This is a genomic window from Thioalkalivibrio sp. ALE28 (genome assembly GCF_000377425.1).
Classification (GTDB): Bacteria; Pseudomonadota; Gammaproteobacteria; order Ectothiorhodospirales; family Ectothiorhodospiraceae; genus Thioalkalivibrio.
The window spans coordinates 165,965-181,299 of sequence record NZ_KB898093.1 but is presented as its reverse complement, the minus strand read 5'-3'; the positions used below and the strand labels follow the sequence as shown (position 1 = coordinate 181,299).

At 68.0% G+C, this 15,335-nt stretch carries 15 protein-coding genes; 4 read left to right on the top strand and 11 right to left on the bottom strand.

Annotated elements, in window-relative coordinates:
- Nucleotides 1-5: 5 nt before the first annotated feature.
- The 3 genes from ftsE to rpoH all read left to right on the top strand — a co-directional run bounded on the left by ftsE (nucleotide 6) and on the right by rpoH (nucleotide 2,597).
- The gene (gene ftsE / locus D105_RS0100855) at nucleotides 6-683 is read left to right on the top strand and encodes a cell division ATP-binding protein FtsE (RefSeq protein WP_018867762.1); all 678 of its coding nucleotides are present in this window, start codon (nucleotides 6-8) and stop codon (nucleotides 681-683) included.
- Entirely contained in the window at nucleotides 680-1,609 is a 930-nt protein-coding gene (locus tag D105_RS0100850) for an ABC transporter permease (protein ID WP_018877209.1), read from the top strand. Before ftsE ends, D105_RS0100850 begins: the two co-directional genes overlap by 4 nt.
- A 121-nt stretch (nucleotides 1,610-1,730) precedes the next feature.
- Nucleotides 1,731-2,597, top strand: a complete 867-nt coding sequence (gene rpoH, locus D105_RS0100845; RefSeq protein ID WP_018877208.1) for an RNA polymerase sigma factor RpoH — start codon at nucleotides 1,731-1,733, stop codon at nucleotides 2,595-2,597.
- A gap of 297 nt (nucleotides 2,598-2,894) precedes the next feature.
- On the opposite strand, the gene ccoS is transcribed toward rpoH, so the two are convergent.
- From ccoS to D105_RS0100790, 10 genes are all read right to left on the bottom strand, one after another.
- Entirely contained in the window at nucleotides 2,895-3,116 is a 222-nt protein-coding gene (gene ccoS, locus D105_RS0100835) for a cbb3-type cytochrome oxidase assembly protein CcoS (RefSeq protein WP_018867758.1), read from the bottom strand.
- Between the two features lie 42 nt (nucleotides 3,117-3,158).
- The gene (locus D105_RS0100830; RefSeq protein WP_038032625.1) at nucleotides 3,159-5,699 is read right to left on the bottom strand and encodes a heavy metal translocating P-type ATPase; all 2,541 of its coding nucleotides are present in this window, start codon (nucleotides 5,697-5,699) and stop codon (nucleotides 3,159-3,161) included.
- Between the two features lie 17 nt (nucleotides 5,700-5,716).
- A complete protein-coding gene (locus tag D105_RS0100825) occupies nucleotides 5,717-6,550 on the bottom strand; it encodes a FixH family protein (RefSeq protein ID WP_018867756.1) in 834 nt (277 codons plus the stop codon).
- 114 nt (nucleotides 6,551-6,664) lie between these two features.
- Nucleotides 6,665-8,065, bottom strand: a complete 1,401-nt coding sequence (gene ccoG, locus D105_RS0100820; protein WP_018867755.1) for a cytochrome c oxidase accessory protein CcoG — start codon at nucleotides 8,063-8,065, stop codon at nucleotides 6,665-6,667.
- Between the two features lie 179 nt (nucleotides 8,066-8,244).
- The gene (gene ccoP / locus D105_RS0100815; RefSeq protein ID WP_018867754.1) at nucleotides 8,245-9,174 is read right to left on the bottom strand and encodes a cytochrome-c oxidase, cbb3-type subunit III; all 930 of its coding nucleotides are present in this window, start codon (nucleotides 9,172-9,174) and stop codon (nucleotides 8,245-8,247) included.
- The gene (locus tag D105_RS0100810; protein WP_026279315.1) at nucleotides 9,171-9,389 is read right to left on the bottom strand and encodes a cbb3-type cytochrome c oxidase subunit 3; all 219 of its coding nucleotides are present in this window, start codon (nucleotides 9,387-9,389) and stop codon (nucleotides 9,171-9,173) included. The genes ccoP and D105_RS0100810 overlap by 4 nt, the downstream gene beginning before the upstream one ends.
- Before the next feature lie 18 nt (nucleotides 9,390-9,407).
- The gene (gene ccoO / locus D105_RS0100805) at nucleotides 9,408-10,142 is read right to left on the bottom strand and encodes a cytochrome-c oxidase, cbb3-type subunit II (RefSeq protein ID WP_018877206.1); all 735 of its coding nucleotides are present in this window, start codon (nucleotides 10,140-10,142) and stop codon (nucleotides 9,408-9,410) included.
- A gap of 19 nt (nucleotides 10,143-10,161) precedes the next feature.
- Complete coding sequence (gene ccoN, locus D105_RS0100800; protein ID WP_028485053.1) at nucleotides 10,162-11,646, bottom strand: cytochrome-c oxidase, cbb3-type subunit I; 1,485 nt, start codon at nucleotides 11,644-11,646, stop codon at nucleotides 10,162-10,164.
- A 205-nt stretch (nucleotides 11,647-11,851) separates the two neighbouring features.
- Nucleotides 11,852-12,724 carry a malonyl-ACP O-methyltransferase BioC gene (bioC, locus tag D105_RS0100795; protein ID WP_018877205.1) on the bottom strand — a complete coding sequence of 291 codons (873 nt, stop codon included), beginning with the start codon at nucleotides 12,722-12,724 and terminating at the stop codon, nucleotides 11,852-11,854.
- Nucleotides 12,721-13,545 (bottom strand): alpha/beta fold hydrolase, encoded by an 825-nt coding sequence (locus tag D105_RS0100790; RefSeq protein WP_026280379.1) that lies wholly within the window; start codon nucleotides 13,543-13,545, stop codon nucleotides 12,721-12,723. Before D105_RS0100790 ends, bioC begins: the two co-directional genes overlap by 4 nt.
- 47 nt (nucleotides 13,546-13,592) lie before the next feature.
- On the opposite strand from D105_RS0100790, the gene plsY reads away from it, so the two are divergent.
- Nucleotides 13,593-14,207, top strand: a complete 615-nt coding sequence (gene plsY, locus D105_RS0100785; RefSeq protein WP_018875941.1) for a glycerol-3-phosphate 1-O-acyltransferase PlsY — start codon at nucleotides 13,593-13,595, stop codon at nucleotides 14,205-14,207.
- Between the two features lie 30 nt (nucleotides 14,208-14,237).
- Here the strand turns inward: plsY and tsaD are convergent, their stop codons facing one another.
- Complete coding sequence (gene tsaD, locus D105_RS0100780) at nucleotides 14,238-15,269, bottom strand: tRNA (adenosine(37)-N6)-threonylcarbamoyltransferase complex transferase subunit TsaD (RefSeq protein ID WP_026280265.1); 1,032 nt, start codon at nucleotides 15,267-15,269, stop codon at nucleotides 14,238-14,240.
- Between the last annotated feature and the right edge of the window lie 66 nt (nucleotides 15,270-15,335).

Genomic DNA, 15,335 nt, shown 5'->3' with positions numbered 1-15,335 from the left:
TCCGGATGATCCAGCTGCAACGCGTCACCAAGCGGTTCGGCAGCGCGGCAGAGGCGCTCAGCAATGTCAGCCTGCGCGTGGATGCGGGCGCGATGGCCTTCATCACCGGGCCCTCCGGTGCCGGCAAGAGCACGCTGCTGCGACTGATCGCCGGGCTCGAGCGGCCCACCCGCGGCCGCATCCGCGTCAACGGCCACGACCTCGACCGCCTCTCCAGCCGCGCCATCCCCGGCTTTCGCCGCAGTATCGGACTGGTGTTCCAGGATCACCGCCTGCTGTTCGACCGCCCGGTGTTCGACAACGTCGCCCTGCCGCTGGAGATCCTCGCCTATCGCCGCCCGGAGATGCGCAAGCGCGTACGCGCGGCCCTCGACAAGGTCGGTCTGCTGCACAAGGAGGCGGTGAACCCGCGCACCCTGTCCGCGGGGGAACAGCAGCGGGTCGGGATTGCCCGGGCCATCGTCCACCGCCCGGTCCTGCTGCTGGCGGACGAGCCCACCGGGAACCTTGACCCGGCGCTGTCGCGCGAGATCCTGCAGCTGTTCGACGACTTCAACCGGGTCGGCATGACCGCGTTGATCGCCAGCCACGACCTGGGGCTGGTGGAACGCATGGGCAAGCCGGTCCTGCACCTGGAGGACGGCCGCATCGAGGCGCGCGGCGCCGCGGAGTCCGCGACGTGAAACCCGGACGCCGCCTCCTGGACACCGTCCCGGCCTGGCTGGAGGCGCACCGGGATGCCGCCCGGCGCAGCCTCCAGCGCCGCCTGCAGGCACCCGTCCTGAGCCTGATCAGTATCGCCGTGCTGGGGTTCATCCTCGCCCTGCCCGCCTACCTCTGGGTCCTGCTGGACAATGCGCGCGCATTGTCCGCCCACGTCGACCACGAGCCGCGCATCGCCCTCTATCTCGATGCCGTGGAGCCGGACACGGTGGCGGCGCTCGAACGCCACCTGGAGACCGATGCGCGGATCGAGCGCTGGACCTGGATCGACGCCGACGAGGCCCTGGCACGCTACCGCGAGGGCCTGAGCGACCCGGGCCTGCTGGACTGGCTGGATGACAACCCCCTGCCGGATGTCGTGGACGTGCTCCCGGCCACCGCCGAGCCGGAAACCGTCGCGGCCCTGCGCCAGGCGCTCGCCGACACGGCACCGGGCGCCACCGTGGTCAGCGACGACGAGTGGGTCCGGCAACTCAACAGCCTGCATCAGCTGGGGCTGCGCATCCTGGCGGTCGTCGGGGCGCTACTGGGTCTGGGGGCCCTCCTGATCCTCGCGCTGGCCACCGCCTCCGAACTGCGCGAACGCCGCGAGGAGATCGCCATCTCGCGCATCAGCGGGGCCAGCCACCGCTTCCTGCGGCGGCCGTCGCTGTACGGTGGTCTGATCACCGGGCTGGGGGGCGGGGTCTTCGCCGGCCTCCTGCTGCTGGTCGGGATCGGCCTCAGCCGGGCACCCCTGGAACAGGCGGCCGCGGCATTCGACCTCCCGTTCCAGCTCGCGCTCCCCGGAGGCAGCCATCTGCTCACCCTGCTGCTGGCCGGGCTGCTCCTGGGCTGGCTGGGGGCCCGACTGGGCAGCGGTCATGCGCTGCGGGATGCGCCCTAAGGAAACGCGATTAATGTACACGCTCACGTTGGCAGAACACAGCCGGAACTTTTACAGGGTTTAGCACTCTCACCCTCAGACTGCTAATCTAGAGCCATAGAATCGGGAGGAATCACCACGCATGACCCAGGCCCTGACCACCCCGCGCGTCGACATGCCCGTACCGGTGGGCGACCTCGATCACTACATGCAGGCCGTCGGCCGCATCGAGGTGCTGGACGCCGAACAGGAACGCGAACTGGCCGTGGCGCTGCACGAGCGCCAGGATCTCGATGCCGCGCGCCAGCTGATCCTGCACAACCTGCGCTTCGTGATCCACGTCGCGCGCGGCTACCAGGGCTACGGCCTGCCGCTGGGTGACCTGATCCAGGAAGGCAACGTGGGCCTGATGAAGGCCGTGCGCCGCTTCGACCCCAACCAGGGCGTGCGCCTGGTGTCCTTTGCCGTGCACTGGATCCGCGCCGAGATCCACGAGTTCATCCTGCGCAACTGGCGCATCGTGAAGGTGGCGACGACCAAGGCGCAGCGCAAGCTGTTCTTCAACCTGCGCAGCGCCAAGCAGCGCCTCGGCTGGCTGTCGAACGCCGAGGTCTCCGCCGTCGCGCAGGATCTGGGCGTGTCGGAGAAGGACGTCTGGGAGATGGAGCGCCGCCTGTCGAGCCAGGACGCGAGCTTCGACCCGGGCCCCGAGGCGGACGACGAACAAGGCTACCAGGCCCCGTCCGAACGCCTGAGCCTGGAGGACCTGAGCGACGACCCGGCGCACGTCACCGAAGACGAAGACTGGGACCGTCACTACCAGGAGCGACTGAGCCAGACCCTGGGCGAACTCGACGAGCGCGCCCGCGACATCCTGATGCGCCGCTACATGGCGGACCAGAAGGCGACGCTGCACGAACTGGCTGCGGAATATGGCGTCTCGGCGGAGCGCATCCGCCAGATCGAGAACAACGCAATCAAGCGCATCCGCGCCGCCTTCGACGACTGACCCGGGCCTGCGGCCCGGCGATCCCGGCCCCGAACGCAAAAAGGCCCCGGCACAAGCCGGGGCCTTTTGGGTTACCGAACGGGGCGAGATGGCCCCGCCGGCCCGTTCCGCGCCGGATCAGCCGAACAGGATCACCGAGAAGAAGCTGATCCAGGACCAGATGATCAGGGCTGCCGTAAAGGTCAGCGGGAAGTTCTCAAAGGTAAACCAGTCGCGCATCTCGCAATCCTCGGAATTTTCCAACCAGAATAGGCGAAGGGTAAGCGGCACCGCGACGCGGCGCAAGTTCGACCGACGTCAGCGCTCGGACTTTTGGCCCGGACGGCCCTCGCGGTCCCGCCCGGGCGGGTCGTCTCCCGAACGGGTGGGGATCCGCGGGTCGTCGTCATCCATCAGGATGCGGTGCGCCGGGCCCTGGAGATCGTCGTACTGGCCGGAACGGATCGCCCAGAAGAGCACCAACCCCACGACCAGGGCAAACAGCATCGCCAGCGGAATCAGGAGGTACAGGATGGTCATGGCCCCAGTGTACCCAGCCAGACCAGCCGCTTAAACCAGTACCTACACCGGCGGCCGCGGCGGCGCCACGGGCTCGGCAGGGCGAATGGGGCTGCGCTCCGCGGTCTCCCGCGCCGGTCGCAGCCGCAGGGCGTTGCCCACCACCAGCAGCGAACTGAGGGACATGCCCAGTGCCGCCAGCCAGGGGGTCAGCAGGCCGGCGGCCGCCACTGGCAGCGCCACCACGTTGTAGCCGATTGCCCAGGCAATGTTCTGACGGATCACGCGCCGGGTGTGGCGCGCCTGATCCAGGGCCTGCGGCAAGTGGTCCAGGCGATCCGACAGCAGGACCAGGTCGGCCTGGGTCTGGGCCAGCTGGGTGCCGCCGCCCATCGCCATCGACACGTCGGCGCCGGCCAGCACCGGGGCATCGTTGATGCCCTCGCCGGCCATCAGCACCACCCGGCCCTCGGCCTGGCGCGCCCGCACGTACGCGAGCTTGTCCTCCGGCGTCAGCCCCCCCTCGGCCTCGGCGATGTCCATCTGCGCGGCAAACGCCTTGGCGGCCTCGGGGCGGTCTCCGGTCAGCAGGACCACCCGCAGGCCGCGCGCCCGCAGGTCACCGAGCACATCCCGCACCTCCGGACGCGGGGTGTCGGCCAGCCAGAACAACGCGACGGGCTGATCGTCGACGACCAGCCAGACCGGCGTGGCCAGCGGATAGTCCGCGGGTGCGGCCGGACTCGGTGCGTCGACGCCGGAGGGCAGCATGGAGGCCCCGCCAATCGACACCCGGCGCCCCTCGATGCTGCCCTCGAGGCCCCGGCCCGGCAGGTTCCGGACCCCGGTGGCGTGGATGCGGGAGGCCCCCGCCGACCCGGCCAGGGCCCGGGCCAGGGGGTGTTCGGAATGGGACTCCAGCGCCGCCGCCCACGCCAGCCAGTCGTCGCTCTCGGGGGCGGGCTGCAGGTCCTCGCGGGCGACCAGGCGCGGCATGCCGGCGGTCAGGGTACCGGTCTTGTCGAGGCAGACCATGTCGACCCGCGGCAAGGCCTCCAGGGCACTGCCGCGGGTCACCAGCAGACCCATGCGCGAGAGTGCGCCGGTGGTGGCCGTCAGCGCGACCGGGGTCGCCAGCGCCAGGGCGCAGGGACAGGTCGCGACCAGCATCGCGACCATCACCCAGAGGGCGCGGGCCGGGTCGATCCAGGCGTACCAGACCAGGCCAGCCAGCGCCGTAAGTACCAGCACCGCGCCCACGAACCAGCCGGTTCCGGCCTCGGCGATGCGCGCCATACGGGGCTTCTCGGTCTGCGCGCGGTCGAGCAGGCGCTGGATCGCGGCCAGGGTGGTCTCCGCGCCGACGCGCTGGACCTCGACGGACAGAGGGCCGTCGACGTTGACGGTGCCCCCGGTCACGGCATCGCCGGGGCGCGCCGGGTGGGGCTCCGGCTCGCCGGTCAGCAGGGCGCGGTTGACCGTGGATTCGCCCGCGCGCACGACACCGTCGGTCGGGATGGTCTCGCCGGGGCGGACCCGCACCCGGTCGCCGGGGGCCAGTTCGCCGACCGGGACCGCCTCGATCTGCCCGTCGGGGCCCTCGCGGTTGGCAATCGCCGGCACCAGTCGATCGAGGCGGTCGATGGCATGGCTGGCGCGCTGGCGCGCGATCAGCTCCAGGTAGCGACTGGTCAGCAGGAAGAACACAAACATGACCACGGATTCGAAGTAGACGTGTTCACCGGTGCCGAGGATCACCGCGTAGAGGCTGGCGAGGTAGGTGACGATGATCGCCAGGCTCACCGGTACGTCCATGCCGAGCTGGCGATGGCGCAGGTCGCGCCAGGCGCTCTGGTAGAACGGGATCGCGGAGTAGAGGACCACCGGTGTGGTGAGCGCGGCGGCGACCCAGCGCATGAACTGCAGCAGGTCCTCGTGCTCGGTGTCCTCGGCGCCCAGCCAGAGGGCCACGGCCAGCATCATCACCTGCATCATGCCAAGGGCGGCCACGGCGATCCGGCGGAGGGCCAGCCCGCGTTCGCGGGCGATGGCCTGCTCGCGGGTGCCGGGGTCGTAGGGGTGGGCGTGATAGCCGATGTCGCGGATCGCCTTGAGGATATCCGACAGGGCGATCCGTTCGGGGTCCCAGACGACCTGGGCGCGATGGGTGGAATAGTTGACGCGAAAGCTCTCCACGCCCGGGAGGGTCTGGACATGGCGCTCGTTGAGCCAGACACAGGCCGCGCAGGTGATGCCTTCCAGCATCAGGGCCGCTTCGCGGCGCTCGCCGGCCGCACCCGCCGGCGTGACGAACTGCTGCTGCACGCCGGGATGATCGAACAGTTCCAGCTCGCGCAGCTCGTCCGGGATCAGGGGACTGCCGCTTTCCGCCGGCGGGGCATCGCGGTGATGGTAATAGGCCCCCAGGCCGCGCTCGATAATCGCCCCGGCCACGGCCTGGCAGCCGGGGCAGCAGGTAGGCTCTTCCCGCCCCTCGAAGGTGACGGGATAGTACGCGCCCGCGGGCACAGCGAGCCCGCAGTGGAAACACCGGGTCGGGGCCGCGGACGCTGCCGGGGCCTGCGAGTCGGACGCGAGCGCCACGGCGGGAGCGCGGGGGGTCAGCCGGACTGGGCGCTGCGCACGCGGGTCCGGGCCTGCTGTTCCAGGAGCTGGTCATCGCGCTGGACCTGGAAGCGCAGATCCCAGCGCCCCGGGGCCGGCAGCGCGACCTCGACCTGGTACAGGCCTTCGCCCATGTGCTGCATCTCGAAGCCCTGGTCGCGGCGCTCGTCGGCGAGCCACATGAAGATGCCGCGGATGCTGGCGTCGTTGATCGGGACGCCATCGGCATCCCGGACCTCTACCTGGAGCGTGGCGGCCTCGCCCTCGGTGGGGCGCTCGACCCAGCCCTGACGAACCTGCCAGCCCTTCTCGCGCTGGGCCTGGAGCTCCGACACGCGGTGTACGGCCAGGGCCTGCTTGCGGCTCTCCATGCCGGCCACGGTGCCCGGGAATGCCGAGGTCACCTGCTCCGCCCGGTTCTCCGGCTCCGGCAGGATGGAACCGATAAACTGCTGCGGCATCCCGTTATGGGCCAGCGTGATCAGGACGGCCTGGACGGACGCGACGATCGTGAAAAACCCCACGAGAACCAGCGGAGCCCAGTGCAGCCGGCCAATCTTGGCCTTGCCGCCACTCTCGGCCTCCGCCTCTTTCTGCGTGAAGACGATCCCCAGCCCGTAGGGCACGATGATGTACAGCGCGAGATGGATGGCGAAGACATCCGCGCCCTGCCAGGTCAGGATCGAGTAGGGAATGAACACAAACAGCATGAGGGCGACGACCACCGCCGATGTGCTGTAGGCCTTGAGCCGCGTGAAGCGGTAGATCAGCGCGAACAGGATGGCCAGGGCCGCGGTACCGACGCCGAGGGTAATGACGAGATTGCTCATGATGTCTTCTTCGTTTCCTGCGTGATCGCAAGCTAGGGGCTCGCGGGGTGCCGCGCGATTTCCGGCAGCACGAATACTGTTTCTCGCCCGGGCGCAGTGCGCAACGGAACACCGTTAGCGATGACTGAACTGGGACGTCACTTCGAGCGGTTCAATATGACCCTCGCGATCCGTAATCACAAAACGGAACGGCTGCGGCGAGGGGGCGCCCTCGGGCACGTCGTGGCGCACGCGCGCGACCACGGTGAGTCGCTCCCCGGGCTCCAGGCGGATCCGCTCCACCTGCCCGAGGTCGAGCTCCGCGCCGTCGAGCCCGGCGAGTCCGATCTGGAAGTCCAGCTCCCGGTCCGCGGTATTGTTCAGGCGAATCTCGTAGCCGTTCTGGATGCGCCCGTCGGACATCTGCACATACAGCGGCTGGCGCACCTGGTTCACGTTGGCGTCCACGGGCGGGCGACCCACGATGCTGGCAACCAGTGCAACGATAACGACCAGCACGGCCGCCCCATAACCCAGCGTCTTGCCCCTCAGGAACCGAGTCTTGCCGCCCTCCTGCTCGCGCTCCGAGGTATAGGCGATCAGCCCGCGTGGCCAGCCCTGCTTGTCCATGATCGTGTCGCAGGCATCGATGCACAGCGCACAGTGAATGCACTGGTACTGCAGCCCATCGCGGATATCAATGCCGGTCGGGCACACCTGCACGCAGTAGCCGCAGTCAATGCAGTCCCCGACGCCGGCGGCCTGGCGCTGCTCGCGGGTCTTCAGACCGGCCTGGACCTTGGCGCGGCCGGCGGTGCCCTCGCCGCGTGATTCGTCGTACGACACGATCATGGTGTCGCGGTCGAACATCACGCTCTGGAAACGCGCGTAGGGGCACATGAACGTGCAGACCTGCTCGCGGGCCAGCCCGGCAAACGTGTAGGTGGTGGCGGTCAGGATCCCCGCGGTCACATAGGCGGCGTACACTGCCTGGCCGGTAAAGAAGTCCGCCACGATGGAAGGCGCATCGCCCCAGTACAGGACGAACCCGAGCCCGGTGGCGAAAGCCACCAGCAGCCAGGACGCATGGGTGAGACCATATTTCGCCAGCTTTTCGGCGTTCCAGGGCTGTTTGGCGAGCCGGAGGCGCGCGGGCCGCTCCCCCTGAATCTTGCGCTCCAGCCACATGAAGACATCGGTCCACAGGGTCTGGAAGCAGAAGTAGCCGCAGAACACGCGCCCGGCCACACCGGTCACAAAAAACAGCAGCAATGCGGCGAGGACCAGAAAGCCTGCCAGCCAGAAGATATCCTGCGGATAGACAACCAGGTCGAAGATATGGAACTGGCGCCCGGGGATGTCGAACAGCACCGCCTGATCCGGCCCGTATTCACGTTCCCAGCGGATCCACGGCAGACCGAAGAATACCCCGTAGGCCAGGAGGAGAATTCCGGTCTTCAGGTTGCGAAACCGCCCCTTGACCGACCGCGGGTGGATCGGGATTCGCGCCTCGTACAGCGGCTGGGACTGGGACATCGGATCCTCCCGGAGCGTATCCGGCAGTGCGGCCCGGCGGCAATACGCGGGCCGCGGCAACAGTTCAAAACAAAAAGGGGCACCCTCGGGCGTCAATCCACCCGGCGGGCACCCCTGTCAACGCGTGCATCCTGGCAGGCCTCCGCACCCCCGGGGCTCGCCAGGTCGACGGAGCCGGCCTACTGCCCCCCGCCCAGGGAATGCACGTAGGCGGTCAGCATCTTGATCTCCGCATCCGACAGTCGATCACCGAATGCCGGCATCTCACGCTGGATACCATCGCGAATGAAATTGGCGACCAGACGCTGACGCTCGCTATCGCTTTCCGCGCCGCGCACGTCGACCAGACCCCACAGATCGTTGGTCAGGTTGGGCGCGCCCTGCGAGGTCAGCCCCTGGGCGTCCATGCCGTGGCACTGGAAGCAGCCACCGTCGGTCCCGGTAAAGATCCGGGCACCCGCATCGGCGTCGTCCTGATCCACGCTGTAGTCGTTCAGCGACAGCACGTAGGCGGCGACCTGATTCAGCTGGTCGCTGCTCAGGGTGTCGCGGTACCCGGGCATGTAGCCCAGGCGGCCCTGGTGCAGGGTTTCCTCGATCTGTTCGACCGTTCCGCCCCACTTCCAGTGGTCATTGCGCAGGTTCGGGTACTGCCCGACCACGCCCGCGCCACCGACCTGGTGACACGCCGCACACCAGGTACCGAAGGAGCCCTGGGCGTACGCGTTGACGAAACTCATGCTTTCAGCGTCCTGCAGGATCGTTTCGTAATCCTGGGCGGCCACCTGTTCCAGCATCTCGCGCTGGCGCACGGCATAGGTGCCGGTCTGCATGTCCTTCGCGAGCAACGCACGGGTGTTCCAGTGCATGGTGCGCTCTTCGCCGCCCTGCTCGAAGGTGATGGTGTTGAAGCCCTTGGTGAAGCTGTCGCCAATCGGCCAGGCCGGGTAGATCAGCCAGTACACCAGCGCGAACACGATCGTGGCGTAGAAGCCCCACAGCCACCAACGCGGGAGCGGATTGTTGTATTCCTGAAGGTTGCCGTCCCAGACGTGCCCAGTGGTCTCGACCTGGTTCGGGTCCTTATCACGGTTGTCCTGTGTGCTCATTGCTCGTCACTCTTGGTTTTGTCACGCCGGGCCACGGGCTCCCGATGTGAATCATCGTCGTCCAGAGGAATGTAGCGATACGTCTCGAACTTCCGGGCACGCCGACGATTGGAAAACAGGAAGATCACGACCCCGATAAAGGTGCTCATGAAGAGGATGAGGGCAACGATCTTGCTGTTGCCCATATCCGTGATCCATTCCCAAAGTCCCGTCATCGTGGCGCCCGTCCTCCCTTACCGGAATTCGGCAAAGTGCCCGTCGTCGTATTCGCTGAAGTCGACCATGGTCCCGAGGACCTGGAGATAGGCCACGAGGGCATCCATCTCGGTGATCGTCCCGGGGTTGCCGTCGAAGTTCTCGGCCTGCGCCTGCGCCACCAGATTGTCCTCGGCGTCGCGGATGTCGAACATCCGGGCGTGTTGCTCCCCGAACTTCTCGACGTTGGCCTGGTATTCCTCGTCGGTGAGCGAGTACGGCACGCCCACGCGCTTCAGCGCGATCATGCGACGATCGATATCGGAGTAATCGAGCGGCGTGGTCGCCAGCCAGGGGTAGCCCGGCATGATCGACTCCGGCACCAGCGACTGCGGGTCGATCAGATGCTGGACCTGCCACTCGTTGGAGTACTTGCCCCCCACGCGCGCCAGGTCCGGACCGGTGCGCTTCGAGCCCCACTGGAACGGATGGTCGTACTGCGATTCGGCCGCCAGCGAGTAGTGACCGTAGCGCAGCATCTCGTCACGGAACGGACGCACCATCTGCGAGTGGCAGGTGTAGCAGCCCTCGCGGACGTAGATGTCACGCCCGCGCTGTTCCAGAGGCGTATACGGACGCACGCCGTCCACTTCCTCGATCGTGTCGTCGATGTAGAACAGCGGCACGATCTCGACCAGGCCGCCGACGCTGATCACCGCCAGGGTGAGGATGATCAGCAGGCCGGCATTGGTTTCAACGCTTTCATGCTTCATGGATCTAGTCTCTCCCTAATCAGGCCGTGCGGGCTTCGGCGGACGCGGCCTGGGCCTCGCGGGCCTCGGCCTTGATGCCCGAGCGAACGGTCATCGCGATGTTGAACGCCATGATCAGCATGCCGGCCAGGAAGAACCCGCCACCAATGGCACGCACCACGTACGGCTTGTGCAGGAACACCACCGACTCGGTGAAGGTGTAGGCCAGGTTCCCGTACTGGTCAAAGGCGCGCAGCATCAGGCCCTGACCGATACCGGCCACCCACATCGCGGTGATGTACAGCACGATCCCGATGGTCGCCAGGAAGAAGTGCACATACACCAGCTTCAGGCTGTACAGGTTGACGTTCCACAGCCGCGGGATCAGGTGATACAGCGAGCCGAAGGAGATCATCGCCACCCAGCCGAGGGCGCCGGAGTGCACGTGGCCCACGGTCCAGTCGGTGTAGTGCGACAGCGCGTTCACGCTCTTCAGAGACATCATCGGACCCTCGAAGGTCGACATGCCGTAGAACGCCAGCGCGGTGATCAGGAACAGCATGATCGGGTCGGTGCGCAGCTTATCCCAGGCGCCCGACAGGGTCATGATGCCGTTGATCATGCCGCCCCAGGAGGGCAGCAGCAGCAGGATAGAGAAGGTCGCCGCCAGGGTGGAGACCCAGTCCGGCAGCGCGGTCCAGTGCAGGTGGTGCGCACCCACCCACATGTACAGGAAGACCAGCGCCCAGAAATGGATGATGGACAGCTTGTACGAGTAGATCGGGCGACCGGCCTGCTTCGGCACGAAGTAGTACATCATCCCGAGGAACGCGGCCGTCAGGAAGAAGCCCACCGCGTTATGGCCGTACCACCATTGGGTCATCGCATCCTGCACCCCGGAGAAGATGGAGTAGGAATGCGGGTGGAACAGGCCGACCGGGACCTGGATGTTGTTGAAGATGTGCAGCAGCGCGGTGGCCAGGATAAAGGCCATGAAGAACCAGTTCGCCACGTAGATATGCGGCTGGTTCCGACGCAGCAGGGTCATCAGGTAGATCATGAAGTAGGCGACCCAGACCACCAGGATGATGATGTCGATCTGCCAGTTGAACTCGGCGTATTCGCGGCCCTGGGTGATCCCCATCATGTAGGTGATCACGCCGAGGACCAGCGCCAGGTTCCACCCGTAGAAGGTGAAGCTCGCCATGGAGTCACTCCACAGCCGGGTCTGACAGGTCCGCTGCACCACGTAGTAGGACGTGGCGAACAGCGCGTTACCCCCGAAACCGAAGATCACGGCCGTGGTGTGGACCGGACGGAAGCGCCCGAAGGTGATCTGCGCGATATCGAAGTTCAGGAACGGGAACGCCAGCTGCGAGGCGATCCAGACACCGGCGGCCATCCCGAACACGCCCCAGAGGACGGCGGCAATGGCAAACCGCTTGATAATCGCGTAGTTGTACTGCTCGGAAGTCGCGACTGACGCTGCGGGTGCGGCACCCGCCGTAGTGGCTGCTTGTGACATGACTTTTCCACCTTGCTGCGGGGAACACGGATGTCCCGATGGTTCGGGGGCGTGAACTCTACCCCATTCCGGGCCCACAAAAAACCAATACCGCCTGTGTCACTCGGATATTGAGCGGGACGGGCGGAACTTTTCCCGCCAAAGAGAATACATCTTCCGGTGGATCGCCCGCGAGGGACGCGGGCGGCATTTTCGTTGATCCAGATCAACGAACCGGCTGAACCGGGATCACGCGCCCGTCTGGCCGCGACGGGGGCGGCGCATCCAGCACCCAGGCATGGCCGTAGACCACCTCCCAGGTCGCGGGCAGGCGACCCTCCACGCCGAAGTCGCGGGCATAGGCCTCGGCGACGGCCACCAGACGCCGGGGGCCAAACAGACCCGACGAACGCCCCGCCAGGGCGTTGCGCACCCCGACCCCGCGCAGGTCGCGGATCAGGCCGGTCAGATCCGGGTAGGTCAGGGTCAGGGCCTCCTGGTCCATCACCGGATCGGCAAAGCCGGATCGCACCAGGGCATCGCCGATGTCGTGCATGTCCATGAAGGCGTTGACATGTGCCCCGGCGCCGCCATCCACAGCCGCGAAGGCGGCGCGCAACTCGCGCAAAGTGTCCGGGCCAAAGGTGGTAAACAGCCACAGCCCGCCCGGGCGCAGGATACGCCGCACCTCGGCGAAGGCCTGGTCGAGGTCGCTGCACCACTGCAGGGCCGAGCTGGAGACCGCCAGATCAAAGGACCGCTCGGCGAGCGGCAAGGCCTCGAGGTCACCGCAGACCACCTGCGGCCGCCGCAACCAGCGCCCGCGACGCCGCGCCCGCGCGACCATCTCCGGGGCGAAGTCCACGCCGGCCAGGCGTGCCCCGCGGTAGCGGCGGCCCAGTTGATCCAGGGCCTCGCCGATGCCGCAGCCCAGATCGACGATGCGTTCCGGCTCCATCCGGATCCAGTCCAGGCGCTCCAGCATCCGCTCCTGCACCTCGCGCTGCAGGACCGCATGCTCCTCGTAGGTGGCGGCGGCCCGCGCAAAGGCCTCGCGCACCCTCGCCTTGTCGAGATCGAAGCTGTCGGGTCGGGTCATGCGGACTCCCCTGCACTGCAGTGATCCAGAAACTCGGAAACAAATCCGGCCAGCCGCTGCGGTCGCGCCCACCAGTCCGCATGACCGCCCGCCCCGCGACCGATCCGGCCATCGGGGCGCAAGCTCGTCATTCCCGCCTCCACCGCGGCCGGCACCAGCGCGTCCTCCGGCTCCAGCCAGCACGCCACCGGCGCCTGCACCTCGGCCCAGGCGGCGCGCAGGTCGGCGTCCTGTAGCAGGTCCAGACCCGCAGCCAGCCCATCCGGGGAGGCCGGGGCCGCCTGCATCCGATCCGCCAGCGCACGCGCGAGCGAGGCCGCATCGGGACTGCCGCGAGCACAGAGCATCGCCAGACGCCGATTGAGTCGGCGGCGGTCGCCTCCGAGGGCGGCGCGGAAGTCCTCCAGCTCGGCCAGCGGCAGGGCGGCCGGCCAGTCATCATTACGGATGAAGCGCGGCGTCGCCCCAATCAGCACAAGCCCCTGCGGGCCCGTCCACTGGCGCGCCGCCGCGAGCGCCACCAGGCCGCCCAGGGACCAGCCAGCCCAGACCGGGTACTCGACGTCCGCGGGCAGCGCGGCGATCAGGGCCGCGGCGGCGCCCTCCGCATCCGCCAGCCGCCAGCCGTCGCCCGCGGCCCCATGACCGGGCAGATCCGGCGCCAGTACCCGCGTGCCGGCCGGCAGCTTGGCCCGCAGGGGCGCCCAGACCGCGCCGGAAAAGCCCCAGCCGTGCAACAGCACCAGCGTCGGGTCATGGACCGGGCGGGTCGCAGCCTCCATCTCAGCGCGCTGAACGCCGGCCACCGGCTTGCGTATCATGTGCGCTCGCAATCTCTTGCCCATCCGCGCAGACAGGCTCACCGCTCATGGCTATTACAATCGGCATCATCATCGCGTATCTGCTGGGATCGCTTTCCACGGCCATACTGGTCAGCAAGCTGCTGCGCCTGCCGGACCCGCGCACCACCGGGTCGAAGAACCCCGGCGCCACGAATGTCCTGCGCTCGGGCGGCAAGAAGGCGGCCATCATCACGCTCATCGGGGATGTCGGCAAGGGCTGGCTGCCGGTGTTCGTCGCGCTCCAGCTGGAGCTCTTCCCCGGCTGGGCGATCGGCCTGATCGGCCTGGCCGCCTTCCTCGGTCACGTGTTCCCCGTGTACTACCGCCTTCAGGGCGGAAAGGGTGTGGCCACCGCACTTGGCGTGATCCTCGCAATCAGCCCGGCGGCCGGCGGACTGGTGCTGCTCACCTGGCTCGTGGTCGCCGCGATCTGGCGATATTCGTCGCTGGCGGCCCTGGTCGCGGCCGGCATGGCCCCGGTGTACACGATCCTGCTGGGCATGGATCACTGGATCAGCGCCGCGGTCGCGCTGATGAGCGTAATCCTGTTCATCCGCCACGACAGCAATATCCGCCGTCTGATGCGCGGCGAGGAATCGCGGATCGGCCAGAAGAACAAGGCCCCGGCCCCCGGAGACTGACGGCCCACCGAGCACGGGCCGGGCAGGGCTTCAGCCCGGTCCGGCCGGAACCGGCGCCTCCAGTTCGGCCAGGGGCCAGCGGGCCCGCGCGGCGACAACCGGGGCCCCGGCATCCCCTACGCCACCGGCCTGCAGCCGCCGCAGCCCGGCCAGCGCGATCATCGCCCCGTTGTCGGTGCAGAACTCCGGGCGCGGAAAATACACCGGCACCCCCTGGCGTTGCGCCATGGCCTGCAGCCCCGCGCGCAGCGTGGTGTTGGCGGCCACGCCACCGGCCACCACCAGCGCCGGGGCCCCGGTCTGCTCCAGACCGCGCCGGGTCTTTTCGACCAGGGTGTCAGTCACGGCCTCCTCGAAGGCGCGGGCGACATCCTCCGGGCGGTAACTTTGCTTCTTCAGCGCGGTCAGGACGGCGGTCTTCAGGCCGGAGAAGCTCATGTCCAGCCCCGGGCGATCCAGCATGGGGCGCGGCAGCCGCAGGGCATCCGGCTCGCCCTGTTCCGCCAGGCGCGCCAGCGCCGGGCCACCCGGATACCCCAGCCCCAGCAGCTTGGCGGTCTTGTCGAAGGCCTCGCCGGCGGCATCGTCGATGCTCTCGCCGATCAGGTCGTAGTCGCCCAGGGCCCGGGCATGGATCAGCTGGGTATGCCCCCCGGAGACCTGCAGCACCAGGAACGGGAAGTCGAGCCCGGTATCCTCCAGAAACGGCGCCAGCAGGTGGCCCTCCAGGTGATGCACCGCCAGCGCCGGGATACCCCAGCCCCAGGCCAGGGAGCGGGCCACCGAGGCACCGGTCAGCAGCGCCCCCAGCAGTCCCGGCCCGCCGGTGTAGGCCACCGCATCCAGGTCCGGCCCGTCCACGCCCGCCTCCTCCAGCACCGCGCGCACCAGCGGCAGGAGCCGCCGGATGTGGTCGCGCGAGGCCAGTTCCGGCACCACGCCGCCGTAGATTGCGTGCAGATCCGTCTGGCTGTACAGCCGGTGCGCGAGCAGGCCACGGTCGCTGTCGATCAGCGCCACGCCCGTCTCGTCACAGGAGGTTTCGATACCCAGTACCTTCATGGCGCCAGCATGCCGGGTTTCGTCGATGCCACCAAGCATCCCCGGAACGACCGCGCCATTGCGCCA

Bases quoted from the DNA above. Each gene is read 5' to 3' on its own strand.
- ftsE (WP_018867762.1), top strand. From the start codon at position 6: ATGATCCAGCTGCAACGCGTCACCAAGCGGTTCGGCAGCGCGGCAGAG.
- rpoH (WP_018877208.1), top strand. From the start codon at position 1,731: ATGACCCAGGCCCTGACCACCCCGCGCGTCGACATGCCCGTACCGGTG.
- ccoS (WP_018867758.1), bottom strand. From the start codon at position 3,116: ATGACCATCCTGTACCTCCTGATTCCGCTGGCGATGCTGTTTGCCCTG.
- D105_RS0100825 (WP_018867756.1), bottom strand. From the start codon at position 6,550: ATGAGCAATCTCGTCATTACCCTCGGCGTCGGTACCGCGGCCCTGGCC.
- ccoG (WP_018867755.1), bottom strand. From the start codon at position 8,065: ATGTCCCAGTCCCAGCCGCTGTACGAGGCGCGAATCCCGATCCACCCG.
- ccoP (WP_018867754.1), bottom strand. From the start codon at position 9,174: ATGAGCACACAGGACAACCGTGATAAGGACCCGAACCAGGTCGAGACC.
- D105_RS0100810 (WP_026279315.1), bottom strand. From the start codon at position 9,389: ATGACGGGACTTTGGGAATGGATCACGGATATGGGCAACAGCAAGATC.
- ccoO (WP_018877206.1), bottom strand. From the start codon at position 10,142: ATGAAGCATGAAAGCGTTGAAACCAATGCCGGCCTGCTGATCATCCTC.
- ccoN (WP_028485053.1), bottom strand. From the start codon at position 11,646: ATGTCACAAGCAGCCACTACGGCGGGTGCCGCACCCGCAGCGTCAGTC.
- bioC (WP_018877205.1), bottom strand. From the start codon at position 12,724: ATGACCCGACCCGACAGCTTCGATCTCGACAAGGCGAGGGTGCGCGAG.
- D105_RS0100790 (WP_026280379.1), bottom strand. From the start codon at position 13,545: ATGATACGCAAGCCGGTGGCCGGCGTTCAGCGCGCTGAGATGGAGGCT.
- plsY (WP_018875941.1), top strand. From the start codon at position 13,593: ATGGCTATTACAATCGGCATCATCATCGCGTATCTGCTGGGATCGCTT.
- tsaD (WP_026280265.1), bottom strand. From the start codon at position 15,269: ATGAAGGTACTGGGTATCGAAACCTCCTGTGACGAGACGGGCGTGGCG.